Raw genomic sequence first — 26,561 nt, forward strand, 5'->3', positions numbered from 1 at the left:
TACGGGGCGTACGGGCGTACGGGGCGTACGGGTCAAGGGGCGTGGACGCCGGTCGCACGGTGGCCTCCGGCCAGGCGGTGGATCGCGGACATCGGCACGGACAGCCAGTCGGGGCGGTGCCGGGCCTCGTAGAGCACCTCGTAGACGGCCTTGTCCGTCTCGTGCGCCCGCAGCAGCCCGGGGTCCTCGCGCGGGTCCTCGTGGACGGTCGCGTAGCCCTCGCAGAACGCGGCCCGGGAGCGCTCGGCCCAGTCCGTGCCGGCCGCGCGACCCACCGCCGCCGCGTAGTCGAAGGAACGCAGCATCCCCGCGATGTCCTGCGCGACCGGCTGCGGACGGCACCGCTCCGACAGCGGACGGGCCGGCTCCCCCTCGAAGTCGATGAGCGACCAGCGGCCGTCCGACGCCGTGCGCAGCGCCTGGCCCAGGTGGAGGTCGCCGTGGACGCGCTGGGCCCTGCGGGTCTGCCCGTCCCGGCCCAGCGCCGCCAGCTCGTCGTAGGCGTCGCGCAGCGCCGACCGGTACGGGCGCAGCGCCGGGACGGCCTCCGCCGTCACCTCCAGGCGCCGCGTCATCGCGGCGGCGAGCCGCTCCAGCTGGGGGCGGTCCAGGACGGTCGTGGGCAGCGCCTCGGCCAGGGCCCGGTGCACCTCGGCGACTGCGTGGCCGAGGGCGCGCGCGGAAGCGGTGAAGTCGGCCTGGACGGACAGGGCGCCCAGCGCCAGCTGCCAGCCGTCGGCCGATCCGGCCAGGAAGGGCTGCAGCACGCCCAGGGTCATCGGCAACGTGCCGGGGAGCTCCGCCTCGAACCAGGCCGCCGGCGCCGGGACGCGGGTGCAGCCGGTCTTCGCCAGTGCGCGCGGCAGTTCGAGATCGGGGTTGGTGCCGGGGCCCACGCGACGGAAGAGCTTGAGGATATACGTTTCGCCGTAGACCGCCGAGGAGTTGGACTGCTCGGCGCCCAGGAGGCGGGGCGTCAGGTCCGGCTGGATCTCCGCGTCCGGTTCGCGGCTGAAACGGAGCGGGCCGAGGCGGCCCGGGACGCGCAGGCGCTCCAGGAGGAGCGCCGCGAGGCGGGGGTCGGCCAGGCCCTCGTAGACGGTGCGGCCGCGCAGGGGGCCGTCCGTCGGGCGGCCGATCAGGGCGGGGGAGAGGTGGGGCGGGAGGACGTCCTGGATGCCGAGGAGTAGTTGGTAGCAGTCGTTCGGGGTGTGGGTGGGTTGGTGTGTTCGTGCTCGTACTTGTACGAGCAGGTGCAGGAGGCCCGGGGTGAGTTCTGTTGCCGCCACTGGTGCGAGGCCGTCGATGGGGCGGCCCTTGCCGGCGAACCAGCGCTGCCGGGGCAGCCATTCCGTGAGCAGGGGGGCGAGCGAGGCGAGCAGCGGTGCGGCTTCCGACATGCGTCGCGTCCTTTCCCCGGGGCACACGACGGATGGGCAAAGTGTCCCGGATTACGGCTTTGACCAGGGTATGGTGCGGGACCGGTTGCGGGTGCGCTTTCGCTTGCGGTGCGGGGTGGGTCGGGGCCGTGCGGGGCGGTGCCGGGGGTGCCGGGTGGTGCCGGGTGGTGCGGGGCCGGGGCGGGGCGGACGGGCCCTTACGGGGCTGAGCTCTTCGCGGTGCCTGCCACTTCGGTGCCGGGTGCCCCGTACTTGGCTCCAGCGGCGAAGAGCTCTTTACGCCCCTGCCAGGGCCCGTCCGCCCCGCCCCGGCCCCTCCCGTTCGTGGTGCGTTTACGCTTCGCGCCTGCCCCCCGTCCGGGGTGGGAAACCGCCGTCAGGCGTTCGGTGCCGTGCGGCGCAGGCGGAACCAGTAGAAGCCGTGGCCCGCCAGGGTGAGCAGGTACGGCAGTTCGCCGATCGCCGGGAAGCGGACTCCGCCGATCAGTTCCACCGGGTGGCGGCCGTTGAACGCCCGGAGGTCCAGCTCGGTCGGCTGAGCGAACCTTGAGAAGTTGTTCACGCAGAGGACCAGGTCGTCGCCGTGTTCCCTGAGGAAGGCCAGGACCGCTGGGTTGCTTGACGGGAGTTCTGTGTAGGAGCCGAGGCCGAAGGCTGGATTTTGCTTGCGGATTTCGATCATTCGGCGGGTCCAGTGGAGGAGTGAGGAAGGGCTGCTCATCGCCGCTTCCACGTTTGTTACCTGGTAGCCGTATACCGGGTCCATGATCGTGGGGAGGTAGAGCCTGCCCGGGTCGCAGGATGAGAAGCCCGCGTTTCGGTCCGGTGTCCATTGCATGGGGGTTCGGACCGCGTCCCGGTCGCCCAGCCAGATGTTGTCGCCCATGCCGATCTCGTCGCCGTAGTACAGGATCGGGCTGCCCGGCAGGGAGAGGAGCAGTGCCGTGAACAGTTCGATCTGGTTGCGGTCGTTGTCCAGGAGGGGGGCCAGACGGCGGCGGATTCCGATGTTCGCGCGCATGCGGGGGTCTTTGGCGTACTCCGCCCACATGTAGTCGCGCTCTTCGTCCGTCACCATTTCGAGGGTGAGCTCGTCGTGGTTGCGGAGGAAGATGCCCCATTGGCAGCGGGAGGGGATTTCTGGTGTTTTTGCGAGGATCTCGGATACTGGGTAGCGGGACTCTCGGCGCACCGCCATGAAGATGCGCGGCATCACCGGGAAGTGGAACGCCATATGGCATTCGTCCCCGCCGTTCTCGTACGAGCCGAAGTAGTCGACCACGTCCTCCGGCCACTGGTTCGCCTCGGCCAGGAGGAGCGTGTCCGGGTAGTGGGCGTCGATCTCCGCTCGGACGCGCTTGAGGAATTCGTGCGTCCGGGGGAGATTCTCGCAGTTCGTCCCCTCCTCCGCGAAGAGGTAGGGGACCGCGTCCAGGCGGAAGCCGTCGATGCCGAGGTCCAGCCAGAAGCGGAGGGCGGCGAGGATCTCCTCCTGGACGGCCGGGTTCTCGTAGTTGAGGTCCGGCTGGTGGGAGAAGAAGCGGTGCCAGTAGTACTGCTTGCGCACCGGGTCGAAGGTCCAGTTCGACGTCTCCGTGTCCACGAAGATGATGCGCGCGCCCTGGTACTGCTTGTCGTCGTCGGCCCAGACGTAGTAGTCGCCGTAGGGGCCGTCGGGGTCGGTGCGGGACTGCTGGAACCAGTCGTGCTGATCGCTCGTATGGTTCATGACAAAGTCGATGATGACGCGCATGCCACGGGTGTGGGCCGCGTCCACGAACTCGACGAAGTCGGCCAGGTCGCCGAATTCCGGCAGCACCGAGGTGTAGTCGGAGACGTCGTAGCCGCCGTCCCGGAGCGGCGACTGGAAGAACGGCGGGAGCCACAGGCAGTCGACGCCGAGCCACTGGAGATAGTCCAGCTTCGCGGTCAGTCCCTTGAGGTCTCCGATGCCGTCGCCGTCGCTGTCCTGGAACGAGCGGACGAGGACTTCGTAGAAGACGGCCCGCTTGAACCAGTCGGGATCGAGATCCTTGGCCGGAGTGTCCTCGAAGGTGTCCTGGACGGGCTCATTGACGATCATGGTGTGGGTGACCCTCCGATCTGAGAGGACGGTCGCAGTGAGAACACGTGCGCGGGCCGGCGTCCCGGCTCCAGGCGCACATAGTTGTCCCTGCCCCAGTGATAGGTCTCCCCGGTGAGCTCATCGCGCACCGGGACGGTCTCGTGCCGGCCGAGGCCGAGCTCCGGCATGTCCAACGAGACCGTGGCCTCCTGGGTGTGGTGGGGGTCGAGGTTGACGACCGTGAGGACGCAGGAGGGGCCCGTGCGCTTGGAGTACGCGATGACCGCGTCGTTGTCCACGTGGTGGAACCTGAGGTTGCGGAGGTGGCGGAGGGCGGGGTGCCGCCTTCTGAGCCTGTTGAGGGTGGTGATCAGCGGGGCGATGCTGCGTCCTTCGCGTTCCGCCGACTCCCATTCCCTCGGCCGGAGTTCGTACTTCTCCGAGTTCAGGTACTCCTCGCTGCCCGCGTGGGCCGGAGCGTTCTCGCAGAGTTCGTAGCCGGCGTACATCCCCCAGGCCGGGGAGAGTGTTGCCGCGAGGACCGCGCGCGCCTCGAAGGCCGGGCGGCCGCCCTCCTGGAGGTACGCGTGGAGGATGTCCGGCGTGTTGACGAAGAGGTTGGGGCGCATGTGGGCCGAGGACGGGCCCGAGAGTTCGGTTAGATAATCCGTGAGTTCCTGTTTTGTGTTGCGCCAGGTGAAGTACGTGTACGACTGCTGGAAACCGATCGCCCCCAGGGTGCCCATCATCGCGGGCCGGGTGAACGCCTCGGCCAGGAAGATCACGTCCGGGTCGGTGCGGCCGATCTCGGCGATCACCTTTTCCCAGAAGGGGACCGGTTTGGTGTGGGGATTGTCCACACGGAAGATGCGTACCCCGTGTGCCATCCACCATCGCAGGATCCTTAGCGTTTCGGCCACGAGGCCGTCGAAGTCCGCGTCGAAGGCCAGGGGGTAGATGTCCTGGTACTTCTTCGGCGGGTTCTCGGCGTACGCGATGGAGCCGTCCGCGCGGTGGTGGAACCACTCGGGATGCTTTCCGACCCAGGGGTGGTCCGGGGAGCACTGGAGGGCGAAGTCGAGGGCCACCTCCAGGCGCAGGTCGTGCGCCCGGCTCACGAAGTGGTCGAAGTCCTCCATCGTGCCCAGGTCCGGGTGGATCGCGTCGTGGCCGCCGTCCGGGGAGCCGATGGCCCAGGGGCTGCCGACGTCGTAAGGGCCCGCGCTCAGCGCGTTGTTGGGGCCCTTGCGGTGGCTGGTGCCGATGGGGTGGACCGGGGGGAGGTAGACGACGTCGAAGCCCATCGCCGCGATGGCGGGGAGACGGCGGGCCGCCGTGCGGAGGGTGCCGGACCTGGGCGGCTGGCCGGGAACCAGCCTGGCGCCCTCCGAGCGGGGGAACATCTCGTACCAGGAGCCGAAGAGGGCCCGTTCGCGCTCCACCAGCACCGGCACCGGGCGGGAACTGGTGACCAGCTCGCGGAGGGGGTGGCGGGTCAGGGTGGCCGTGACCTCGGGGGTCAGGGCGGCCGCGAGCCGGGCCGAGGCCGGGCGGGTGGTGTCGCGCAGGGCGTCCACGGCGGCCAGTACCGCTTCCCTGCCGTCGCTCTTGGGGACCCCGCCGGCCGCCCGTTCGTGGAGCCGGGCGCCCTCCTCCAGGACCAGTTCGGTGTCCATGCCCGCCGGGATCTTGATCGAGGCGTGCTCCCGCCAGGTGGTGACGGGATCGCCCCAGGCCTCGACCGCGTACGTCCAGCGGCCGGTGGCGTCCGGGGCGACCGTCGCCCCCCAGCGGTCGGTGCCGGGGGCGAGCTCGCGCATCGGCGTCCAGGGGCCGCAGCGGCCCGCGGGCCCGCGCAGCACCACGTTCGCCCCGACCGCGTCGTGACCCTCCCGGAAGACCGTGGCGGTGACCTCGAACTCCTCGCCCACCACGGCCTTGACGGGCCTTCGGCCGCAGTCGACGAGCGGGCCTAGGTCCAGGACGGGGATACGACCGATCATGGGATCACCTGGCGAGCCTTGGGAGTCTTGGGGGAGGGTTCCGTCTGTTCTATCTGTTCCGTCGGCGGTCGGGAGGGTGCGGGCATGACTGCTCCTGTCCGCGTTCACTCGGGCGGGCGGAAGAAGGGATGTCGGCTGTCAGCAGGGCGACGGACGGTCGTCCCGGTACACCGGGTGAGCTTTCCCACCGGGTCCGCCCGGGCATGCCCGGACTGTATGAACTACTCGTGCGTAGTTCCCCTGACCCCGCGCGCGGAGGTCGGCCGTCCCCCCGTCACCCGTAGGGAGTCTGCTCGATGGTCCGATCGCGTGCAATGTGGCGAAACGGCGCCGTTGAGGGCCGGACGGGGGAACGGGCGCCGGGCAAGGCCTTCGAAGGCCGTAGTGGTATTTGGCCTTGGAGAGTGGTGTTGTACGCGCGGCGTAAATTCACCTAGTACTAATCGTCTAGTGCGAAGACATGAGCCTGCCTGCGCGCGGGGTCGCCCCGGTGCGGTGGAACCGGTCCATTGCCACCTCCCGTGCCGGTGGCTGCCGCTACCGTCGGATCCGTGAAGGCCATTCGTCGATTCAGCGTGCGTCCCGTCCTTCCGGAACCCCTACGACCGCTCAGCGAACTGGCGCGCAATCTGCGCTGGTCCTGGCATCCCGAGACCCGCGAACTGTTCCAGTCCGTCGACCCCGAGGGCTGGCGGGCCGCCGGGGGCGACCCGCTGCGGCTGCTGGGTTCCGTCTCCGCCGACCGGCTGGCCGCCCTGGCCGAGGACCGCCGGTTCCGGCGGCGGCTGGCGGCGGCCGCCGACGATCTCCACGACTACGCGACCGGCCGGCGCTGGTACCAGGAGCAGCCCCCCGGGCTGCCGGCCGCCGTCGCCTATTTCTCCCCCGAGTTCGGCATCACCGCCGCCCTCCCGCAGTACAGCGGCGGCCTGGGCATCCTCGCCGGCGACCACCTGAAGTCCGCGAGCGACCTGGGCGTTCCCCTCATCGGCGTCGGACTCCTCTACCGCCACGGCTATTTCCGGCAGTCCCTCTCCCGCGAGGGCTGGCAGCAGGAGCACTATCCCCTGCTCGACCCCAACGAGCTCCCGCTGTCCCTGCTCCGCGAGCCCGACGGCACACCCGCGCGGATCGCGCTCGCCCTGCCCGGCGGCCGCTGTCTGCGCGCCCACGTCTGGCAGGCGCAGGTCGGCCGGGTGCCGCTGCTGCTGCTCGACTCGGACGTGGAGGACAACGGCGCCGGGGAACGGGACGTGACCGACCGGCTCTACGGCGGCGGAAGCGAGCACCGGCTGCTCCAGGAGATGCTGCTGGGCATCGGCGGGGTGCGCGCCGTGCGGGCCTACTGCCGGATCACCGGGCACCCCGAGCCGGAGGTGTTCCACACCAACGAGGGGCACGCGGGCTTCCTGGGGCTGGAACGCATCCGTGAACTGGCCGAGCAGGGCGCCGAGTTCGACGCGGCACTGGAGTGCGTGCGCGCCGGCGCGGTGTTCACCACCCACACCCCCGTACCCGCCGGCATCGACCGCTTCGAGGCCGCGCTCGTCGCCCGGCACTTCGGCGACGGCGGGGAGCTGCCCGGCATCGACGTCGAGCGGGTCCTGGCCCTCGGCCGGGAGGACTACCCCGGCGGCGAGCCCGGCCTGTTCAACATGGCCGTGATGGGCCTGCGGCTGGCCCAGCGCGCCAATGGCGTCTCCACGCTCCACGGCAAGGTCAGCCGGGAGATGTTCGCCGGGCTGTGGCCCGGCTTCGACCCGGAGGAAGTGCCCATCGCGTCGGTCACCAACGGGGTGCACGCCCCCACGTGGGTGGCCCCCGAGGTCTTCCGGCTCGGCGCCCGGCAGATCGGCGCCGGGCGCGCCGAGGACGCCCTGACCGTCGGCGGCTCCCAGCGCTGGGACACCGTCGCCGACATCCCCGACGCCGCCATCTGGGAGCTGCGGCGGACGTTGCGCGAACAGCTGGTGGAGGAGGTGCGGGAGCGGCTGCGGGCCTCCTGGCGCGAGCGCGGCGCCGGGACGGCCGAGCTCGGCTGGATCGACGGGGTGCTGGACCCGGACGTCCTCACCATCGGCTTCGCCCGGCGAGTTCCCTCGTACAAACGGCTGACCCTGATGCTGCGGGACCGCGAGCGGCTCACCGAGTTGCTGCTGCACCCGGAGCGGCCGGTGCAGATCGTGGTCGCGGGCAAGGCGCACCCGGCCGACGACGGCGGCAAGCGGCTGGTGCAGGAGCTCGTCCGCTTCACGGACGACCCGCGCGTACGCCATCGCATCGTCTTCCTGCCGGACTACGGCATGGCGATGGCCCAGAAGCTCTATCCCGGCTGCGACGTCTGGCTGAACAACCCCCTGCGGCCGCTGGAGGCCTGTGGTACGTCCGGGATGAAAGCGGCGCTCAACGGCTGTCTCAATCTCTCCGTCCTGGACGGCTGGTGGGACGAGTGGTACGACCCTGACTTCGGCTGGGCCATCCCCACCGCCGACGGCACGGCCATGGATGACGACCGCCGCGACGACCTGGAGGCCGCCGCGCTCTACGACCTGCTGGCCCAGCGGGTGGCGCCGCGCTTCTACGACCGGGCCGCGGGCGGGTTGCCCGGCCGCTGGATCGAGATGGTCCGGCGGACGCTGGCGACGCTCGGTCCGAAGGTGCTCGCCGGGCGGATGGTCCGCGAGTACGTCGAGCGGCTCTACGCGCCCGCGGCCGAGGCCCACCGGTCGCTGGACCCGATCGCCGCGCGGGAGCTCGCCGCGTGGAAGGCCCGGGTGCGGGCGGCGTGGCCGGCGGTCGCCGTCGACCACGTGGAGGCCGTCTCGGACGGGCCCCTGAACGGCACGGCCGAACTGGGCTCCACGGTCTCGCTGCGCGTGAGCGTGACGCTGGGCGAGCTCGATCCGTCGGACGTCGAGGTCCAGGCCGTCGCGGGTCGGGTGGACTCGGCGGACCGGTTGTCGGGGGCGGCCTCCTTTCCCTTGAAGGCGACCGGTGCCACCGGGTTGGACGGGCGGCGGTTGTATGAGGGGCCGTTGACGCTCGACCGGACCGGTCCGTTCGGTTATACGGTCCGTATCCTGCCGACGCATCGGTTGTTGGCGGATGGGGCGGAGCTTGGGTTGGTGGCGGTGCCGGCGGAGGGTGCCGGGGAGGGTGCGGGGGTGTTGATGCGCTGACGCGGGAGGGGCCCCAACCCCGCCCTTTCACCGTTTCCTGAGGGCTCCGCCCCCAGACCCCTGGTCCTCAAACGCCGGACGGGCTGAATATCAGCCCGTCCGGCGTTTGAGGACACCGCGCGGAGCGCGGTCCATGAGTCGGGCGCCGTCCGGGGGAGGCGGTGCTCACCCCGGGCGGCGCCCAGTTCGTGGAAGGCAGCCGACGGCTAGAAGCTGAGCTTCCAGCTGTTGACCGTGCCCTCGTCATTCGCGTACAGGTCCTGGACCTGGAGTTTCCACGTGCCGGTGGCCGAAACAGCGGACGCGTCCACCGTGTAGGTCTCCTTCACGTCCGCCGCCGAGTCCCACGAGTCCGCGTCCTTCAGGCGCCACGTCTTGCCGTCGGGGGCGACCAGGTCGATCTGGAGGTCACCGCGGTAGGTGTGGGTGATGTTGACGTCGACCTTCAGGGCCGAGGAGCCGTTGCCGCTGCGGGTGACGACGATCGGGGAGGTCACGGCCGGGCCCGCGTCCGGGATGGCCACGGGGGTGGTGTTCTCGAAGACGCTGCCGCCGCCCGAGGTGTTCACGGTCCACTTGAAGGAGGCGGTGCCGGTCTTGCCGCCCGCGTCCTTGACCGTCACCGTCACGTTGCTGGAGCCGGTGGTGGTCGGGGTGCCGGAGATCAGGCCGGTCGAGGAGTTGATCGTGAGGCCCGCGGGCAGGCCGGTGGCCGAGTAGGTCAGGGCGCCGGTGGTGGAGCTGGACGCCTTGATCTGGAGGGAGACGGCCGTGTTGACGATCGAGGTCTGGTCGCCGGGGCTGGTGACCGAGACGCCGGTCGACAGGCGGCTGCCGACGTTGATGGCCGCCCAGGCGTTCGCGGCGTTGTTGTACGTCTCGCTGCCGACGCCGAAGAGCTCACCGGCGGCCCACAGCGTGGCGTCGCGGGCGCCCGCGTAGTTGGTGTTGGACTGCATGCGCTGCGACAGCGCCTTGAACCAGATCTTCGCCGCGTTGTCCCGGCCGATGCCGGTGACCGGCAGCCCGTCGGAGGTGGGGCTGTCGTAGTGGACGCCGCCTATGTCCTTGGGGCCGCTGCCCTCGGACGCCAGGTAGAACCAGTGGTTGGCCGGGCCCGACGAGTAGTGGACGTCGATGCTGCCGATGCCGGAGTACCAGCTGTCCTTGGAACGGCCGTCGCGGCTGGGCTTGTCCTGGTAGCGCAGCGGGGTGCCGTTGCCGTTGATGTCGATCTTCTCGCCGATGAGGTAGTCACCCGGGTCGCTGGGGTTGTTCGCCCAGAACTCCACGGCGGTGGCCATGATGTCCGAGGTGGCCTCGTTGAGGCCGCCGGACTCCCCGCTGTAGGTGAGGTTGGCGGTGGCGGAGGTGACGCCGTGCGTCATCTCGTGCGCGGCCACGTCGATCGCGGTCAGCGGCTTGGCGTTGCCCGAGCCGTCGCCGTAGGTCATGCAGAAGCAGGAGTCGGACCAGAAGGCGTTGACGTAGCTGTTGCCGTAGTGGACGCGGCTGTACGCGCCCACGCCGTCGCCCTTGATGCCGGTGCGCCCGTGGACGTTCTTGTAGTAGTCCCAGGTGAGCTGCGCGCCGTAGGCGGCGTCCACGCCCGCCGTGGCCGGGTCGCCGGTGGTGCCGTTGCCCCAGACGTCGCTGGAGTTGGTGAACAGCGTGCCGGTGCCGGACGAGCCGTGGTTGAGGTTGTACGTCTTGTGGCCGCCGCGCGAGCCGTCGGTCATCTGGTACGAGCCGGCCGAGCCGGAGGTGCCGATGGTGACCTGGCCGCTGTACTGGCTGTTGCCGGTGCCCTGCTTGACGCCCTGGAACTCGAAGAGCTTCTTTCCGCTCTTCGCGTCGGTGATGACGTGCAGCTCGTTGGGCGTGCCGTCCTCCTGGAGGCCGCCGACGACCGTCTCGTAGGCCAGCACGGGGCTGCCGTTGGCCGCCCAGATCACCTTGCGCGGGGCCCTGTCGGCCTTGGTGGCCTTCGAGCCCTTGGCCTGGGCGGAGGCGACGGCGTCCTTCTCGGCGGTGGCGGCCGCGAACGAGGGGGCGGTCGTGGCGACGGCCAGCTTCGCCTTGTTCGCCTTGGCGACGGACTTGACCGTGCCGGTCTTCGCCGCGTCGACGACGAGGTCGCCGCCGAGGACGGGCAGGCCCTCGTAGGTGCGCTCGTAGCGGGTGTGGACGGTGCCGTCGACGTCGCGGGTGACGTCGCGGACGACCAGCTGCTCCTTGTCGCCGAGGCCCAGCTTCTTGGAGGTCTGCGCCTTGGTGGCGTTGGCCTCGCGGATCAGTTCCGCGCGCTGGGAGGGCGTGAGCTTGGCCGGCTGGGCGCCGGGGGCGGCCTTGGCGATGATCTGCCGGGGCTGGCCGGTGGCGGCCGAGTCGTCGGGGCGGGCGTTCGCGGTGCCCGTCTGGGCCCCGACGGCGAGCATCGCCGTGACGGCGACGAGCGCGCCGGTGGCGACGGCGCGGCGATGGGGGGTGGGTCTCACTCTGACTCCTTCTGCGGGGCCACCACGGGGTTGGTGGGCCGATGGAACGGCCGGGCGGCGAACTGGTGGCCGTCCGGGCGGAGCGCGGCAGAACACATGGAGAGAGGGGGGAGATCGCCGTCGCGGAGGGGGTGGGGATGTGGGGGTGCTCCGCGCCAGTTGAGGTGAAGAGTGCCATCGCCTCCCGGGGCATGTCAGGGGCGCGTCAACAACTTGGCCGGAAACTGTTCGTTGGCCAAAGATCGGTGTCCGTATACCGGGCGTTCAGACCAGGCTGTCCCGCCAGGCCCGGTGCAGTCCGGCGAAGTGTCCGCCGCCCCGGGCGAGTTCGGCCGGAACACCATCCTCCACCACCCTGCCGCCGGCCATCACCAGCACCCGGTCCGCGATCTCCACGGTCGACAGCCGGTGGGCGATCACCACGGCCGTCCGCCCGCGCAGCACCGTGCGCATGGCGCGCTGCACCGCCCGCTCGCCCGGGATGTCCAGGGAGGACGTCGCCTCGTCGAGGATCAGCACGGCCGGGTCGGCCAGCAGGGCGCGGGCGAAGGCCACGAGCTGCCGCTGGCCGGCGGAGATCCGGCCGCCGCGCTTGCGGACGTCCGTGTCGTAGCCGTCGGGCAGGGCGGTGATGAACTCGTGGGCGCCGATGGCCCCGGCCGCGCGCTCGATCTCCGCGCGGCTCGCGCCGGGGCGGCCGATGGCGATGTTCTCGGCGACCGTGCCGGAGAAGAGGAACGCCTCCTGCGTCACCATCACCACCCCGCGCCGCAGCTCCGGGCCGGCCAGGGCGGAGAGCGGGACGCCGTCCAGCAGGATCCGGCCCTCGGTGGGGTCGTAGAACCGGGCCAGCAGCTTGGCCAGCGTGGACTTCCCCGCCCCCGTGGAGCCGACGACCGCGACCGTCTCCCCGGCGCGCAGCGTCAGGTCGAGCCGGGGCAGCACCTCGATGCCCGCGCGGTAGGCGAAGCGCACCCCGTCGAAGACCACCTCGCGGCCGGGGCGCCCGGGCGGGCGGACGGGCAGCGCCACCGGAGCCTCCGGCTCGCGGACGGACGGGCGCCGGGCCAGCAGGCCCGCGATCTTCTCCAGGGAAGCGGCCGCCGACTGGTAGGTGTTGAGGAACATCCCCAGCCGGTCGATCGGGTCGTACAGCCGCCGCAGATACAGCACCGAGGCGGCCAGCACCCCCAGGGCCAGGCTCCCGTCGGCGACCCGGTAGGAGCCCCACACCACGATCGCGGCCACCATGCTGTTGGCCACCAGCCGCGAGCAGACCACGTAATGGGCCATGGCCAGCGCGGTGTCGGTGTTGGTCCGCTGGTGGACGCGGTTGAGCCCGTCGAAGTCGGCGTCGTTGGCGCGCTCGCGACGGAACGCCTGCACGGGCCGGATGCCGTTCATGGTCTCGGTGAACTTCACGATGACCGCCGCGATCGCCGTGGACCGCCGGCGGTGGGCGATCAGCGAACGACGCCGGTAGGACCGCACGAGCAGCGCCAGCGGCAGGAACGACAGCAGCGCCGCGCCCCCGGTCGCCGGGTCCAGGTACAGGAGCATGGCGGAGACGTAGAGCACCGACAGGGCGACGCCGATGAGCTCCTGGAGGCCGTCGTTGAGCAGCTCGCGGATCGACTCGACGTCGGTGGTGGCGCGGGAGATCAGCCGCCCGGAGGTGTAGCGCTCGTGGAAGTCGAGACTGAGCGCCTGGGAGTGGCGGAAGATCCGGCCGCGCAGCTCCAGCAGCGCGTCCTGGCCCACCCTCGCCGCCAGCCGCACGAACGCCATCTGCAGCAGACCGGAGGCCAGCGCGCAGACGAGGTAGCCGGCGGCGACGGCCACGAGCGGCCCGTGGTCGTGCCGGCGGACGGCGGGCACGCCGGAGTCGATGGCGTAGGCGACGAGCAGCGGGCCCGCCTGCACGGCGGCCTGCTGGAGCAGCAGCAGGACGGCCGCGAGCCGCACCCGCCCCCGGACGGGGGCCAGCAGGGAGCGCAGCAGCGCCCGGGAGGCGCCCTTGGGGGTGGGCAGGACGTCCCGGTCGAAGGGGTCGCCGGGCGGCTCCTCGGGCCGGTCGTCCTCCGCGGCCGGGCGGCCGGAGACGGTGGTGGTCATCGTGGATCGCCCCCTTCGGGCCCCGCCGGGCCGGACATCAGCGACGCGTACTCCCGATTGGTGTGCAGCAGTTCGTGATGGGTGCCCACCGCCGCGATACGGCCCCGGGACAGCAGGGCGACCCGGTCGGCGAGCAGCACGGTGGAGGGGCGGTGGGCGACGACCAGGGCCGTCGTCGTGGCCAGCACCTCCCGCAGCGCGGCCTCGACGAGGGCCTCGGTGTGGACGTCGAGCGCGGACAGCGGGTCGTCCAGGACGAGGAAGCGGGGGTCGCCGATCACCGCGCGGGCCAGCGCGAGCCGCTGCCGCTGCCCGCCGGACAGGCTCAGGCCCTGCTCCCCGAGCCGGGTGCGCCGGCCCTGGGGGAGCTCGTGGACGAACTCCGCCTGGGCGACGGCCAGGGCGGCGAGGAGCCGCTCCTCCCCGGCGTCGGGCGCGCCCATCAGGACGTTCTCGGCGGCGCTGGCGGAGAACAGGGTCGGCTCCTCGAAGGCCACCGCGACCAGCTCGCGCAGCCGCTCGCGGGACAGCCCGGTGATGTCCCGGCCGTCGAGGACGATCCGCCCGGCGGTCGGCTCGTGGAGCCGGGGGACGAGCGCGGTGAGGGTGGTCTTGCCGCTGCCGGTGGCGCCGACCAGGGCCATGGTCTCGCCGGGGCGGACGCGCAGATCGACGCCGCACAGCACGGGCGGGGCGTCGGCGGGCGCGTCGGGATAGCGGAACCAGACGCCCTCCAGGCGGAGTCCGGGCTCCTTCACCCGCACGCCTGTGCTCACGGGGGCCGCGGCGTCCTCGGCCGACGCCTCCGCCGTGTCCATGACCTCGAAGAAGCGGTCCGTGGCCGTCGCCGACTCGTTCGTGATCGCCAGCAGGAAGCCGATCGACTCCACCGGCCAGCGCAGCGCCAGCGCCGTCGACAGGAACGCCACCAGCGTCCCCGCCGACAGCTCGCCGTCCCCGACCTCCACCACGCCGAGCACCAGCGCCGCGCCGATGGCCAGCTCGGGAAGGATCACGATCAGCGCCCAGAGGGTGCCCAGCAGGCCCGCCTTGCGCAGCTCGGTCTCCCACAGCCGCCACGACAGCGCCCGGAACGCCCGCTCCTGGCCCCGGTGCCGGCCGAAGCCCTTGATGACGCGGATGCCGAGCACGCTCTCCTCGACGACCGTCGTCAGATCGCCGATCTGGTCCTGCGCCTTCCGCGCGGTGCGCGCGTAGCGCTCCTCGAAGACCGAGCACAGCACCACCATCGGGACCACCGGCGCCAGCAGCACCAGCCCCAGCGTCCACCGCTGCTGGAGCAGGATGACGCAGCCGACGACGATCGTCACCCCGTTGACCAGCAGGAAGGTCAGAGGGAAGGAGAGGAAGATGCGCAGCAGCATCAGGTCCGTCGTGGCGCGCGAGAGCAACTGGCCCGAGGGCCAGCGGTCGTGGAAGGAGACCGGCAGCCGCTGGAGGCGCGCGTAGAGCGCCGCCCGCATGTCCGCCTCGACCCGCGCCAGCGGACCGGCCACGATCATGCGGCGCACCCCGAACAGCCCGGCCTCGGCCACGCCGAGCACCAGCAGGGCCAGCCCGCCCAGCCACACCCCCGAGGGGTCGTGGCCGGCCACCGGCCCGTCCACGATCCACTTGAGCGTCAGCGGGATCAGCAGGCCCAGGCAGGACGCCACCACGGCGGACAGCGCGCCCACCACGAGCCGCCCGCGCACCGGGCGCACATACGGCCACAGGCGCAGCAGGGACCGCACGGCGGAGTGGCGCCCGGGGCGCGGTGCCGCGCTGGAGGGTTCACGGGTCACGGTCATCAGTGGGGAGACTACGACCCGCCACCGACACCGCTCACTCGCCTTTTGGGCATAAATCCGCGTCGGGAGACGGCAGTTCGTCGCCGCCCCGTACCACTCGCCACAGCAGCACCGAGCGGGCCCGGACCGAAATCCGGCTGCCGCCCTCCCGGCGCAGGCCGGGGGCCGTGTGCTGGTCCTCCAGGGCGGTGTTGACCAGGAGTTCGTAGGACTCGGCCCAGGGCGGCCCCGGCAAGGTGAAGCGCAGGGCGCGCGGCCCGGCGTGCAGCACGGCCAGGAAGCTCTCGTCGGTCACTGGCGCGCCCCGCCGGCCGCGCTGGGGGATGTCCCGCCCCGAGAGGTACATGCCCAGGGTGGCGGTGGGGGCGTACCAGTCGGCCTCGGTCATCTCGGTGCCGCCCGGCGTGAACCAGGCGAGGTCGCGCAGACCGTCCGCGCCCTGGGGCCGGCCGGAGAAGAAGGAGCGGCTGCGCAGCACGGGGTGGGCGCGGCGCAGGGCCAGCAGCCGGGAGCAGAGCCCGGCCAGGTTCCGCCAGCCGGGGTCGTCCAGCAGCGACCAGTCGATCCAGCCGGTCTCGTTGTCCTGGCAGTAGGCGTTGTTGTTGCCGCCCTGGGTGCGGCCCATCTCGTCACCGGCGACGAGCATGGGCACCCCGGTGGACAGCAGCAGGGTGGTCAGCAGGTTGCGGGCCTGGCGGCGGCGCAGGGCGGTGACGCGGGCGTCGGCCGTCTCGCCCTCGACGCCGCAGTTCCAGGAGCGGTTGTCGTTCGTGCCGTCGCGGTTGCCCTCGCCGTTGGCCTCGTTGTGCTTGCGTTCGTAGCTGACCAGGTCGCGCAGGGTGAAGCCGTCGTGCGCGGTGACGAAGTTGACGGAGGCGTACGGGCGGCGGCCGCCCCAGGCGTAGAGGTCGCTGGAGCCCGACAGCCGGTAGCCGAGGTCCCGCACGTCCGGCAGGGCGCCGCGCCAGAAGTCGCGCACGGCGTCGCGGTAGCGGTCGTTCCACTCGGTCCACAGCGGGGGGAAGGCGCCGGCCTGGTAGCCGCCGGAGCCCACGTCCCAGGGCTCGGCGATCAGCTTGACCCGGCGCAGCACGGGGTCCTGGGCGATGACGGCGAGGAAGGGGGAGAGCATGTCCGGACCGTCGACGGCGCGCATCGTCCGCACCAGCGCCGCCGCGAGGTCGAAGCGGAAGCCGTCGACGCCCATCTCCGTCACCCAGTAGCGCAGCGAGTCGGTTATCAGCCGCAGGACGTTCGGCTGGACGACGTGGAGGGTGTTGCCGCATCCGGTGTAGTCGGCGTAGCGCCGGGAGTCGGACTGGAGCCGGTAGTAGCGGCGGTTGTCGATGCCGCGCAGCGAGAGCGTGGGGCCGAGCTCATTGCTCTCGGCGGTGTGGTTGTAGACGACGTCGAGGATGACCTCGATGCCCGCCGCGTGGAGGGCCCGGACCATCCGTTTGAACTCGCCCACCTGCTGGCCGCGCGTCCCGGACGCCGCGTAGCCGGCGTGGGGGGCGAAGTAGCCGATCGAGTTGTAGCCCCAGTGGTTGGTGAGCCCCCGCCGCAGCAGATGGTCCTCGTGGGCGAACTGGTGCACCGGCAGCAGCTCCACGGCCGTCACGCCCAGCCGGGTCAGGTGCCCGACGGCCGCCGGGTGCGCCAGGCCCGCGTAGGTGCCGCGCAGCCGTTCGGGGACGTCCGGGTGGCGCATGGTGAAGCCCTTGACGTGCAGTTCGTAGATGACCGAGTCGGGCCAGGGGGTCTTGGGGCGGCGGTCGTCGGACCAGTCGTCGTCATCGGCGACGACCACGCCCTTGGGGACGTGGGGGGCCGAGTCCCGCTCGTCGCGGACGGTGTCGGCGACGTGCTGCTGCGGCCAGTCGCGCACATGGCCGTACACCTCGGCGGGCAGCCGGAAGTCGCCGTCCACGGCTCGGGCGTAGGGGTCCAGGAGGAGCTTGGCGGGGTTCCAGCGGGCGCCGGTCCAGGGGTCCCAGCGGCCGTGGACGCGGTAGCCGTAGCGGTGGCCGGGCAGCACGCCGGGGACGAAGCCGTGCCACACCTCGTGCGTCAGCTCGGTCAGCGGGCGGCGCGTCTCCCGCCCGTCCTCGTCGAACAGACAGAGGTCCACGGCCTCGGCACCGCCCGCCCACAGCGCGAAGTTCGTGCCCACCGCGCCGTCCGCGCCGTCCTTGAAGCGCGCCCCGAGCGGCTCGGGGGCACCCGGCCACACGGGTGACGGCTCGGGCTCCGGCGTCGGGGCGTGCCGGGGACGGCCGTTGACGCCGGCCACCGGGGCCCCCGGACCCGCCGGGGATGCCTCGCCGCGCCCGCCCGTTGGGGGGCGCGGCGGCCGTACCGTACCGTCGGCGTCCAACTCGCCCTGGTGCCGTGTCTCTTGCTCGGATGCGCTCGACACGTTGTCGCCTCCGGCGGCTCTCTGGTAGCGCGCCGGGCACCCGGCGTCCCGGGACCGGGTGTCTGGCGACGGGGTCCTTCTCCCCGTTCTTCCCTCATCCACGCATGCGCTCACACGTGTGATCGCCCGCAGCAAGCGAGTGCAGGCACGTTTCCCCGGAGGGGCCCCGTCGTTGGGCCGGGTGTGACACTTGCCCTCTCGCGTGCCGTACGGGGTCTGGTCGCACTGGCGGCCCTGGTCGGGCTCGCCGGGTGCGCCACCGTCACCCCGGAGGCCGCGCTCATGGACGACGCGCGCCCGGCGGTGCGCGAGCTGATCCACATCAGCCCGCCCGACCGGGCGCGCGACGTGGTGTCGACGGAGCCGTTCGAGGTGCGGGTGCCGCGCGGGCGGCTGGAACGGGTGACCGCCGCCGCCTCGCACGGCGGCGAGCGGCTGGCCGTGCCGGGCCGGATCTCCGCCGACGGCCACAGCTGGCGGCCCGCCACGAGCCCGCTCACGCTCGCCGCGCGCTACACCGTGGACGCGGTGGCCGTGGACGCCTCCGGGCGGCGCACGGCCCGGCACACGAGCTTCACCACCTATGTGCCGGAGCACCGGTTCATCGGCTATTTCAGCCCGGAGCCGGAGAGCGTCGTCGGCACCGGAATGATCGTTTCTTTCGGCTTCAGCCGCCCGATCACCGACCGGGCCGCGGTGGAGCGCGCCATCCGGGTCACCGCCTCGCCGCCCGCCGAGATCGCCGGGCACTGGTTCGGCGCCACCCGGCTGGACTTCCGGCCCCGGACGTACTGGCGGCCCGGCACCCGGGTGACGCTGGACCTCCGGCTGCGCGATGTGCGGGGCGCGCGGGGGGTGTACGGGATCCAGCGCAAGACGGTCGGTTTCACGGTCGGCCGGAGCCAGGTGAGCCGGGTCGACGCGGCCGGGCACACGATGCGGGTCGTCCGGGACGGCAGGATGCTCGCGACCGTGCCCATCACGGCGGGCGGCCAGGGCAACGACACCTACCGCGGCAAGATGGTCATCAGTCAGAAGTTCGCGATGACCCGGATGAACGGGGACACAGTCGGCTTCGGCGGCGAGTACGACATCTCGGACGTTCCCCACGCGATGCGGCTGACCGGCTCCGGGACCTTCCTCCACGGCAACTACTGGGCGCCGCCAGGGGCCTTCGGCGCCCGCAACACCAGCCACGGCTGCATCGGGCTGCCCGACGTACAGGGTGGCGGGCCGTCCACCCCGGCGGGCTGGTTCTACGACTCCTCCCTGGTCGGCGACGTGGTGGAGGTGGTCGGCTCCCCGGAGCGGGTGGTCGCTCCCGACAATGGCCTGGGTGGCTGGAACATGACGTGGGAGGAGTGGAAGGCGGGCTCGGCGCTGAGCTGATTCCCCGCCGGATTCCCCCGCGGATTCCCCGGGCGAAAACCGGCTCGAATGCCGGTTTCCGGACGGCTCGCGCAGCTCTTTTAACCGGCCTTTGAACACCAGTTTGACCTGGCCGGATTCAGGCGCTTCACTTCGGTCACCGCCTTCACCACAGGCGCACGGTTCGTATCACCGCTCCCATTTGGGACTGAACGGTGACATTCACGAGGTCAGCGTTGTCGGTGGCGTGTGGTTATCTATCGACAAAGCGCGTATCACGCGCTCAGGGGTGCCGCGTGGCCGCGGGCCGTGCGAGGGGAGACGATCCGTTGTGAACGTGCATCCGATATCGGGGAGCCGGATGCGCCGAGGCGCGCTGCCGGCCCTGCTGCTCGGAGCCGTGCTGACGCTGGTCAGCGGCTGCAGTGGGGACGACGACGGCAAGGGTGGCAAGAAGGTTCCCGACGGCCCCTCACAGGCCGTGGTGAACATCGCGCCCAAGGACGGCTCGGGGAACGTGGCCACCAGCGGCGCCCTCAAGGTGACCGCGGAGAAGGGCACCATCTCTTCCGTCAAGGTGGCGGACGACAAGGGCCACACCATCGACGGCAAGATCGCCGACGGTGGCGCCGCGTGGGAGCCGACGACCCATCTGGCCGCCTCCACCAAGTACACGGTCGACGCGATAGCCAAGGACAAGGAGGGACGTACGTCCGCGAAGCACGCGGCGTTCACGACCCTCACCCCTGACAACACCTTCGCTGCCTATTTCACGCCGGAGGACGGCAGCACGGTCGGCGTCGGCATGCCCGTGTCGCTCAATTTCAGCCGCGGCATCACCGACCCGAAGGCCGTCGAGAAGGCCATCAAGGTGACCGCCGAGCCCGCCGTGGAGATCAAGGGCCACTGGTTCGGCAACGACCGCCTCGACTTCCGGCCCGAGAAGTACTGGGCGGCCGGCACCAAGGTGACGATGACGATGGACCTCAACGGCGTCCAGGGCCGTGAGGGCGTCTACGGCACCCAGAACAAGACGGTGAAGTTCACCGTCGGCCGCTCCCAGGTGAGCACGGTCGACGCCGAGACCCACCAGATGGCGATCGTGCGGGACGGCAAGCCGCTGAAGACGATCCCGATCTCCGCGGGCGGTCCCGGCCACTCGACCTACAACGGTCAGATGGTCATCAGCGAGAAGCTCGAAGTGACCCGCATGGACGGCCGCACCGTCGGCTTCGGCGGCGAGTACGACATCCCGGACGTGCCGCACGCGATGCGCCTGTCCACCTCGGGCACCTTCCTCCACGGCAACTACTGGTCGGGCTCCTCGACCTTCGGCTCCGAGAACGTCAGCCACGGCTGCGTGGGCCTGGAGGACGAGCGGGGCGCGGGCGACCCGTCCACGCCGGCCGCCTGGTTCTTCAACCAGTCCCTCATCGGCGACGTCGTCATCGTCAAGAACTCCCATGACAAAACGATCCAGCCGGACAACGGCCTCAACGGCTGGAACATGTCCTGGGCGGAGTGGAACAAGGACAGCTGACGCTTCCTCGCAGGTCTGACGTGGCCCGGTGCACTGCCTTGCAGTGCACCGGGCCACATCGCGTGCTGTGCCTTCTCGGGGGCACCCCCGAACCCCCCGACGCTAACCTGCTGTCATGACTGTGCATCTTGAGGTAGCCGAGGGCGTCGGGACCGTGCGGCTGGACCGACCGCCGATGAACGCGCTGGACATCGCCACCCAGGACCGGCTCCGTGAGCTCGCCGACGAGGTCACCCGCCGCGACGACGTACGGGCCGTCGTCCTGTGGGGCGGGGAGAAGGTGTTCGCGGCCGGCGCGGACATCAAGGAGATGCAGCACATCGACCACGCCGCCATGGTGGCGCGCTCGCGCGGCCTCCAGGACTCCTTCACCGCCGTGGCCCGCGTCCCCAAGCCCGTGGTCGCCGCCGTCACCGGCTATGCCCTGGGCGGCGGTTGCGAGCTGGCCCTCTGCGCCGACTTCCGGATCGCCGCCGACAACGCCAAGCTCGGCCAGCCCGAGATCCTGCTCGGCCTCATCCCGGGCGCCGGCGGCACCCAGCGGCTCGCCCGGCTCGTCGGGCCCTCCAAGGCCAAGGACCTCATCTTCACGGGCCGCCAGGTCAAGGCCGACGAGGCGCTCGCCATCGGCCTCGTCGACCGGGTGGTCCCGGCGGCGGAGGTCTACGAGCAGGCGCACGCCTGGGCCGCCCGGCTCGCCGCCGGGCCCGCCATGGCGCTGCGCGCCGCCAAGGAGGCGGTGGACTCCGGGCTGGAGACCGACATCGACACCGGTCTCGCCATCGAGCGCAACTGGTTCGCGGGCCTGTTCGCCACCGAGGACCGCGAGATCGGTATGCGCAGTTTCGTGGAGGACGGTCCGGGCAAGGCCAAGTTCGTCTGAGCCGCCTGGGGTTGACCGGCAACGCCCGGAGGGAAGCCCTCCGGGCGTTGCCTCTTGTGGGGGAATTCCACGGGCCGCGCGGCACCCTGTGCCCGGCCTTGGCGCTCACCGTCGGCGATCTTTTGCGCACAGGATGTCGGCGCAGGTCAGTCCGGGTGCGGTGGAGGGCCCGGCGCCGCTGGCATATGTCGCCCCGGCGCCGCGGAACGATGCGCTCCGCTGAACCGAATCCCCAGGTTCCACTCCCTGGCGCTCCGGTGACGGCCATGATGGGGGTCATGGCGGGCCTGGAGGGAATGGAGCAGTCGCGGCAGCGGGCCGGTACGGCGGCCCCCGCGCGGTGGACCCCGATGGTAGAGGACGAGCTGACACGCAAGGCCTTCGAGCTGTTCGGTGATCCGGCCCTCGGCGAGGTCCGGCTGCCCTCCCGACCCGAATCCGCCGCCGCCGCCCGCCGGCTGACCCAGGCGGTGATGCTGCGTCACTGGGGCCTGTCGGCCCAGCTCGCCGAGCATGCCGTGCTGCTGGTCTCCGAACTCGTCGGCAACGCCGTCCGGCACACTGGGGCGCGCGAGTTCGGGCTGCGGATGGCGCGGCGGCGCGGCTGGGTGCGCGTCGAGGTGCGCGACCCCTCCCGGGGGCTGCCGTGTCTGCTTCCGGTGCGGGAGACGGATGTCAACGGGCGCGGGCTGTTCCTGGTCGACAAGCTCTCCGACCGCTGGGGGGTGGACCTGCTGGCGCGCGGGAAGACGACCTGGTTCGAGATGCGGGTCGGGGAGCGCGGCGAGCGCTGAACCCGGCGCCGCCCCCGCACGCGAAGAGGCCCCCTGCCGTCGTCCTGCGACGGGCCGGGGGCCTCTTCGGGTGGCCGTGGGGGAAATGGGGTGTGCCCCCGCGGCGGAATGACGACCTGGCCCGGGTCAATGGGGGTCGCTGGCCTCGACTATGTCACGCGTGATGTGCGGGGACCAAAGCGAGGCCAGGGCAATCCAAGGTGACGTCCGACACTGGCCTTGAAATCCATGAATGAAATGCCGGGGTGGCTTATCTTTATGCGGTGGTGTCGTGGTCCTTGCGGACCGCCGCCCCCACGGGTCTCATGTCCCCATGACGGCCCCGTATCCCCCCACGCACTGGATCCCGGCGAACAGGGCGAACTACACGGTCTCGAACCGCCCTCGCGCGTACCCCGTGGAGTTCGTCGTCGTGCACGTCACCCAGGAGACCTTCCAGGACGCGCGGAGAATCTTCCAGGACTCCCGCTCCAAGGTCTCCGCCCACTACATGGTGGCCTCGGCGGACGGCTACATCGCGCAGTTCGTCCGCGAGAAGGACATCGCCTGGCACGCCGGGAACTGGGACTACAACACCCGCAGCATCGGCATCGAGCACGAGGGCTGGATCGACCGCCCCGAGTACTTCACCGACGCCCTCTACCGCGCCTCCGCGAAGCTCACCGCCGCCGTCTGCGACCGCCACGGCATCCCGGCGACCCGAGAGCACATCATCGGCCATGTCGAAGTGCCCGGATCCACCCATACCGACCCAGGCCCGCACTGGGACTGGGACCGTTATCTGGAGTTGGTGACCGGCGGCTAATCTGTGCCGGTCCACCAAGCACCAAGGGGAGGCCCACATGGCCAGCATCGAGGAAGCCCGTAAGGCTTTCGACCGTTTCGACGTCGACGGCGACGGGTTCATCACGGCCGAGGAGTACAAGAGCGTCATGGCTCAGCTCGGCGACCACAACGTCACCGTGACCGTGGCCCAGGCCATCATCAACAAGAAGGACGGCAACGGCGACGGCGTCCTGTCCTTCGAGGAGTTCTGGGCCTCCCAGAACTCCTGACCTCCCCGCCCGGGCGGGTCAGCGCCAGCCCCTGCGCTGCGCGCCCGCCCGGCGCCGCCGGTCGTTGCACAGCAGACAGCGGCCCCAGCCCGGCGGCAGCGGATCCTCCCGGTCCCCCGCCAGCGGGTCGACGGGCCCCTTGGGATGCTCCGCGCACCCCGTGGCGCCCAGCCCCGCGCCCAGCGCCCCGGCCGCCGTCAGCGCCCTGCGCAACGCGTCCAGGAGCTGCTCGGCCTCATGGGGCGAAGGGGCGGCGTCGAGGGAGAAGGCGATGTCCGAGGCGGTGTTCAGCGCGCTCTGGAGTTCGCGCAGGTCTGCGTAACTCATGCTCGCGAGCCTACGCGCCACCACTGACACCGGCCGCCCACCGGCCCCCGCGGTACGGTCGGCCGCATGCCGCAGCAGCCCCCGCACGACGACCGTCGCCTCATGGACGACCGTTGCCTCATGGTCGCCACCACCACCGACAGCGAGAAGACCGCGCGCGACCTCGCCGCCACCGCCGTCGAGCACCGCCTCGCCGCCTGCGCCCAGATCGACGGCCCGGTCACCAGCGTCTACCGCTGGCGGGGCGCGATCGAGACCGCCACCGAATGGCGCGTCCTCCTCAAGACCACCGCCGCCCGCTACCCCGAGCTCGAGGCCCGGCTCCGGGCCGGCCATCCCTACGACGTGCCCGAGATCGTCGCCACGGAGATCACCACCGGCGGCGCCGACTACCTGGAGTGGCTACGGACGGAGACCGCGCCGTAACCCTTGTCGGCGCCCCGCGCCGCTGCTAGGAATACCGCTGGCATTCCGTCGTACGCGCCGGCTCCGCCGGGCGGCGCAGGCAGGGGGAATCGGATGGGCTCCTTCGCCCGCCCCGCGTTCTTCTGGGCGGGCGCCGCCGCCTGCACCGCCGGCGCCCTGCTCCACCTCCCCATGTACCTCCACGCCCGGCACATGGGCTACCGCATGGCCGGAATGCCCGTCGACACCCCCATGCTCATCGGCATGCTGCTGATCGTCACCGGCGTGGCCGCCGTCCTCCACGGGCTGCTGCCCCGGGGCTCGGACGCCCTGCGCCGGCAGGTCGCCTCCGTACGGGTCCGGGCGGTCGACGACGCCCCGCTGCGCCCGGCCCACGTCGCGCTCCTGGCGGTGCTCTCCCTCGCGGTGACCATCGACGTGATGAAACCGATGACGCTGTCGTTCGTCGTGCCCGGCGTCGCCAAGGAGTACGGGCTCGCCTCGCCCCTCAATCCCGGCGGCGACGTCCCCGTCTCCTGGCTGCCGCTGTCCGGCATCGCCGGCACCATGACCGGCTCGTTCCTCTGGGGATGGCTGGGCGACCGCATCGGGCGGCGCGGCTCCATCCTCCTGGCCGGGGTGCTGTTCGCCACCACCGCTGTCTGCGGCGCGATGCCGAGCTTCAGCTGGAACGTCGCCATGTGCTTCCTCATGGGCACGGCGGCCGGCGGGCTCATCCCCATCGCCTTCACCCTGCTCGTCGAGACCGTCCCCCAGCGCCACCGCGGCTGGCTGATGGTCCTCATCGGCGGGAACGTCACCGTCGCCTACATCCTCACCAGCTGGCTCGCCGCCACCCTCACCCCCACCTACAGCTGGCGGATCCTCTGGCTCGCCGGACTGCCGACCGGCCTGCTGCTGATCGCCCTCAACCGCTGGATCCCCGAGTCCCCCCGCTACCTCCTCGCCACCGGCCGCACCGAGGAGGCCCGGCGCGTCCTCGCCCGCTACGGCTCGACCCTGCAGGACGCCCCCGCCGTGGCGGCACCGGACGAAACGGGCCCGGCCCGCCCCGGCTACCGAGGCCTGTTCGCCGCCTCCTTCCGGGGCCCCACCCTCGCCCTGACCGTCCTCGCCGTCGGCGCCGGGCTGATGTCCTACGGCTTCCAGATGTGGCTGCCCACCAACCTCGGCCGCCTCGGCATCGCCGAGGTCTCCTCCGACCGCGTCCTGCGCGACAGCGCCCTGATCAGCCTGCCCCTCAACGTCCTCACCGCCCTGCTCTACGGGCTGTGGAGCAGCAGACGCACCGTGATCGCGCTGGCCGGGCTGACCGCCGCCGCCCTCGTCGCCCTCGCGGTGCTCGCGGAGACCGCAGCCGGGCACGGACTGCCGCTGCGGCTGCTGCTGCTCGTCCCGCTGTGGGGCATCAGCGCGACCGCCGCCGTCCTCGCCGCCTACAGCTCGGAGGCCTACCCCACCCCGCTGCGCGCGCGGGGCACCAGCTGGGCGGCCGGCACCAGCAAGGCCGGCGGCGTGGCCGTCCTCGGCCTGTCGGTGGCCGCCGTGGCGGTGCCCCCGCTGGGGGTGACGGCCCTGCTGGGAGCCGTACCGCTGGCCCTCGCGGCGGTCGCCTTCGCCCTCTACGGACCCGAGACCCGGGGCCGCCGGCTGGACGAGATCGTCCCCGGCCAGGTACCCGCCCGTGCCTGAACGCGACCCCCACCGGCGGACGCGGCGGCGGTGGGGGACGGCCGATACTGGGGGCACGCCGGGCCAGGAACCCCTCTCCTCCGCGCTGTTGCCCTACCTGCGACGGGCGAAGGACCTGATCGACCGCTCCTACGCCGACCCGCTCGACCTCGCGACACTGGCCGCCGAGGCGGGCTGCTCGCGCTTCCACTTCCTCCGCTCCTTCCAGGCGGCCTTCGGCGAGACCCCCGGCCGCTATCTGACGCAGCGTCGCATCGAGCGGGCGCGCGACCTGCTGCGCGCCACCAACCTGACGGTCGCGGAGATCTGTCACCTCGTCGGCTACTCCAGCGTCGGCTCCTTCAGCTCCCGCTTCTCCGAGGTGATGGGCGTCCCGCCCACCCGCTACCGCGAGCGGATCGCCCGCGAGGGCGGCCCACCGCCCATTCCCGGCTGCTACCTGTTCATGTGCGCCCGGCGGACCGGCGGAAGCGGAACGCAGCTCCGCAATCCAGGAGATGTCACCGCCGGGGAGCCGTCGATAGCGTCTGATCACAGCTCTCCGGCGGAAGGAAACCCATGAGCACGCGTCTGTCGCACGTCACCGTCCCCGTCCTCGACCAGGACTCCGCGAAGGCCTTCTACACGGAAAAACTGGGCTTCGAGGTCCGCGACGACATGACGCTCGGCGACCTGCGCTGGCTCACGGTCGGCCCCAAGGACCAGCCCGACGTGGTGCTGGTGCTGCGCAAGGTCGGGCCGCCCGAGTACGACGAGGAGACCGCCGGCCAGCTGCGGGACCTCGTCTCGAAGGGCGTGATCGGGGTGGGGGTGCTGCACGTCGACGACGTCCGCGCCCTCCACAAGAGGCTCAGGGCGGCGGGCGTGACGTTCGTCCAGGAGCCCGTGAAGCGGCCGCACGGCACCGAGGCCGTCTTCCGCGACGATTCCGGCAACTGGTTCAGCCTCACCGACGCCCGCGGCTGAACCGGACACCGGAGGAGCAC

Annotated in this window: 19 protein-coding genes; 11 read left to right on the forward strand and 8 right to left on the reverse strand. The window is 71.6% G+C overall.

Annotation, left to right across the window (positions count from 1 at the left end; translation table 11 throughout):
- Window positions 1-32: 32 nt before the first annotated feature.
- The 3 genes from EKH77_RS22625 to EKH77_RS22635 all read right to left on the reverse strand — a co-directional run bounded on the left by EKH77_RS22625 (window position 33) and on the right by EKH77_RS22635 (window position 5,468).
- Complete coding sequence (locus EKH77_RS22625) at window positions 33-1,400, reverse strand: maltokinase N-terminal cap-like domain-containing protein (RefSeq protein ID WP_126916154.1); 1,368 nt, start codon at window positions 1,398-1,400, stop codon at window positions 33-35.
- Window positions 1,401-1,776: 376 nt separating this feature from the next.
- On the reverse strand, window positions 1,777-3,483 hold the full coding sequence (gene treS, locus EKH77_RS22630; protein ID WP_126916155.1) for a maltose alpha-D-glucosyltransferase: 1,707 nt from the start codon (window positions 3,481-3,483) through the stop codon (window positions 1,777-1,779).
- Entirely contained in the window at window positions 3,480-5,468 is a 1,989-nt protein-coding gene (locus EKH77_RS22635) for an alpha-1,4-glucan--maltose-1-phosphate maltosyltransferase (RefSeq protein ID WP_126916156.1), read from the reverse strand. Before EKH77_RS22635 ends, treS begins: the two co-directional genes overlap by 4 nt.
- Before the next feature lie 551 nt (window positions 5,469-6,019).
- Here EKH77_RS22635 and glgP point away from each other — a divergent pair.
- Window positions 6,020-8,647, forward strand: coding sequence for an alpha-glucan family phosphorylase (glgP, locus tag EKH77_RS22640; protein WP_126916157.1), 2,628 nt, complete (start codon window positions 6,020-6,022; stop codon window positions 8,645-8,647).
- A gap of 206 nt (window positions 8,648-8,853) precedes the next feature.
- Here glgP and EKH77_RS22645 read toward each other — a convergent pair whose 3' ends face one another.
- From EKH77_RS22645 to glgX, 4 genes are all read right to left on the reverse strand, one after another.
- Window positions 8,854-11,145, reverse strand: a complete 2,292-nt coding sequence (locus EKH77_RS22645; RefSeq protein WP_126916158.1) for a M4 family metallopeptidase — start codon at window positions 11,143-11,145, stop codon at window positions 8,854-8,856.
- A gap of 264 nt (window positions 11,146-11,409) precedes the next feature.
- Complete coding sequence (locus EKH77_RS22650) at window positions 11,410-13,260, reverse strand: ABC transporter ATP-binding protein (RefSeq protein ID WP_126916159.1); 1,851 nt, start codon at window positions 13,258-13,260, stop codon at window positions 11,410-11,412.
- Window positions 13,257-15,071 (reverse strand): ABC transporter ATP-binding protein, encoded by a 1,815-nt coding sequence (locus EKH77_RS22655; RefSeq protein WP_126916160.1) that lies wholly within the window; start codon window positions 15,069-15,071, stop codon window positions 13,257-13,259. The genes EKH77_RS22650 and EKH77_RS22655 overlap by 4 nt, the downstream gene beginning before the upstream one ends.
- Before the next feature lie 34 nt (window positions 15,072-15,105).
- Window positions 15,106-17,364, reverse strand: coding sequence for a glycogen debranching protein GlgX (gene glgX, locus EKH77_RS22660; RefSeq protein ID WP_240667483.1), 2,259 nt, complete (start codon window positions 17,362-17,364; stop codon window positions 15,106-15,108).
- 309 nt (window positions 17,365-17,673) lie between these two features.
- On the opposite strand from glgX, the gene EKH77_RS22665 reads away from it, so the two are divergent.
- From EKH77_RS22665 to EKH77_RS22690, 6 genes are all read left to right on the forward strand, one after another.
- Window positions 17,674-18,879, forward strand: coding sequence for a L,D-transpeptidase (locus tag EKH77_RS22665; RefSeq protein WP_240667484.1), 1,206 nt, complete (start codon window positions 17,674-17,676; stop codon window positions 18,877-18,879).
- 340 nt (window positions 18,880-19,219) lie between these two features.
- Complete coding sequence (locus tag EKH77_RS22670; protein WP_126916162.1) at window positions 19,220-20,398, forward strand: L,D-transpeptidase; 1,179 nt, start codon at window positions 19,220-19,222, stop codon at window positions 20,396-20,398.
- Between the two features lie 115 nt (window positions 20,399-20,513).
- Window positions 20,514-21,281, forward strand: a complete 768-nt coding sequence (locus tag EKH77_RS22675; RefSeq protein ID WP_126916163.1) for an enoyl-CoA hydratase/isomerase family protein — start codon at window positions 20,514-20,516, stop codon at window positions 21,279-21,281.
- 278 nt (window positions 21,282-21,559) lie between these two features.
- Window positions 21,560-22,075 (forward strand): ATP-binding protein, encoded by a 516-nt coding sequence (locus EKH77_RS22680; protein ID WP_126916164.1) that lies wholly within the window; start codon window positions 21,560-21,562, stop codon window positions 22,073-22,075.
- Between the two features lie 232 nt (window positions 22,076-22,307).
- Window positions 22,308-22,880: an N-acetylmuramoyl-L-alanine amidase gene (locus tag EKH77_RS22685; RefSeq protein ID WP_126916165.1), complete on the forward strand. Its 573-nt coding sequence runs from the start codon at window positions 22,308-22,310 to the stop codon at window positions 22,878-22,880.
- 37 nt (window positions 22,881-22,917) lie between these two features.
- The gene (locus tag EKH77_RS22690) at window positions 22,918-23,130 is read left to right on the forward strand and encodes an EF-hand domain-containing protein (protein ID WP_126916166.1); all 213 of its coding nucleotides are present in this window, start codon (window positions 22,918-22,920) and stop codon (window positions 23,128-23,130) included.
- 18 nt (window positions 23,131-23,148) lie between these two features.
- Here EKH77_RS22690 and EKH77_RS22695 read toward each other — a convergent pair whose 3' ends face one another.
- Complete coding sequence (locus EKH77_RS22695; RefSeq protein ID WP_126916167.1) at window positions 23,149-23,457, reverse strand: hypothetical protein; 309 nt, start codon at window positions 23,455-23,457, stop codon at window positions 23,149-23,151.
- Window positions 23,458-23,523: 66 nt separating this feature from the next.
- Between EKH77_RS22695 and cutA the strand changes: the two genes are divergently transcribed.
- From cutA to EKH77_RS22715, 4 genes are all read left to right on the forward strand, one after another.
- On the forward strand, window positions 23,524-23,883 hold the full coding sequence (cutA, locus tag EKH77_RS22700; RefSeq protein ID WP_240667486.1) for a divalent-cation tolerance protein CutA: 360 nt from the start codon (window positions 23,524-23,526) through the stop codon (window positions 23,881-23,883).
- Between the two features lie 93 nt (window positions 23,884-23,976).
- Window positions 23,977-25,575: an MFS transporter gene (locus EKH77_RS22705; protein ID WP_126916168.1), complete on the forward strand. Its 1,599-nt coding sequence runs from the start codon at window positions 23,977-23,979 to the stop codon at window positions 25,573-25,575.
- Window positions 25,568-26,137 (forward strand): AraC family transcriptional regulator, encoded by a 570-nt coding sequence (locus tag EKH77_RS22710; RefSeq protein ID WP_346429069.1) that lies wholly within the window; start codon window positions 25,568-25,570, stop codon window positions 26,135-26,137. The genes EKH77_RS22705 and EKH77_RS22710 overlap by 8 nt, the downstream gene beginning before the upstream one ends.
- Window positions 26,134-26,541, forward strand: a complete 408-nt coding sequence (locus tag EKH77_RS22715) for a VOC family protein (RefSeq protein WP_126916169.1) — start codon at window positions 26,134-26,136, stop codon at window positions 26,539-26,541. Before EKH77_RS22710 ends, EKH77_RS22715 begins: the two co-directional genes overlap by 4 nt.
- Window positions 26,542-26,561: the final 20 nt, after the last annotated feature.

The sequence above is a fragment of the Streptomyces luteoverticillatus genome (assembly GCF_003970715.1).
Lineage (GTDB): Bacteria > Actinomycetota > Actinomycetes > Streptomycetales > Streptomycetaceae > Streptomyces > Streptomyces abikoensis.

What these genes read in the sequence shown, in the direction of transcription:
- EKH77_RS22625 (WP_126916154.1), bottom strand. Translation starts at nt 1,400, where the DNA reads ATGTCGGAAGCCGCACCGCTGCTCGCCTCGCTCGCCCCCCTGCTCACG.
- treS (WP_126916155.1), bottom strand. Translation starts at nt 3,483, where the DNA reads ATGATCGTCAATGAGCCCGTCCAGGACACCTTCGAGGACACTCCGGCC.
- EKH77_RS22635 (WP_126916156.1), bottom strand. Translation starts at nt 5,468, where the DNA reads ATGATCGGTCGTATCCCCGTCCTGGACCTAGGCCCGCTCGTCGACTGC.
- EKH77_RS22650 (WP_126916159.1), bottom strand. Translation starts at nt 13,260, where the DNA reads ATGACCACCACCGTCTCCGGCCGCCCGGCCGCGGAGGACGACCGGCCC.
- EKH77_RS22655 (WP_126916160.1), bottom strand. Translation starts at nt 15,071, where the DNA reads ATGACCGTGACCCGTGAACCCTCCAGCGCGGCACCGCGCCCCGGGCGC.
- EKH77_RS22670 (WP_126916162.1), top strand. Translation starts at nt 19,220, where the DNA reads ATGCGCCGAGGCGCGCTGCCGGCCCTGCTGCTCGGAGCCGTGCTGACG.
- EKH77_RS22675 (WP_126916163.1), top strand. Translation starts at nt 20,514, where the DNA reads ATGACTGTGCATCTTGAGGTAGCCGAGGGCGTCGGGACCGTGCGGCTG.
- EKH77_RS22680 (WP_126916164.1), top strand. Translation starts at nt 21,560, where the DNA reads ATGGCGGGCCTGGAGGGAATGGAGCAGTCGCGGCAGCGGGCCGGTACG.
- EKH77_RS22685 (WP_126916165.1), top strand. Translation starts at nt 22,308, where the DNA reads ATGAAATGCCGGGGTGGCTTATCTTTATGCGGTGGTGTCGTGGTCCTT.
- EKH77_RS22690 (WP_126916166.1), top strand. Translation starts at nt 22,918, where the DNA reads ATGGCCAGCATCGAGGAAGCCCGTAAGGCTTTCGACCGTTTCGACGTC.
- EKH77_RS22695 (WP_126916167.1), bottom strand. Translation starts at nt 23,457, where the DNA reads ATGAGTTACGCAGACCTGCGCGAACTCCAGAGCGCGCTGAACACCGCC.
- cutA (WP_240667486.1), top strand. Translation starts at nt 23,524, where the DNA reads ATGCCGCAGCAGCCCCCGCACGACGACCGTCGCCTCATGGACGACCGT.
- EKH77_RS22705 (WP_126916168.1), top strand. Translation starts at nt 23,977, where the DNA reads ATGGGCTCCTTCGCCCGCCCCGCGTTCTTCTGGGCGGGCGCCGCCGCC.
- EKH77_RS22715 (WP_126916169.1), top strand. Translation starts at nt 26,134, where the DNA reads ATGAGCACGCGTCTGTCGCACGTCACCGTCCCCGTCCTCGACCAGGAC.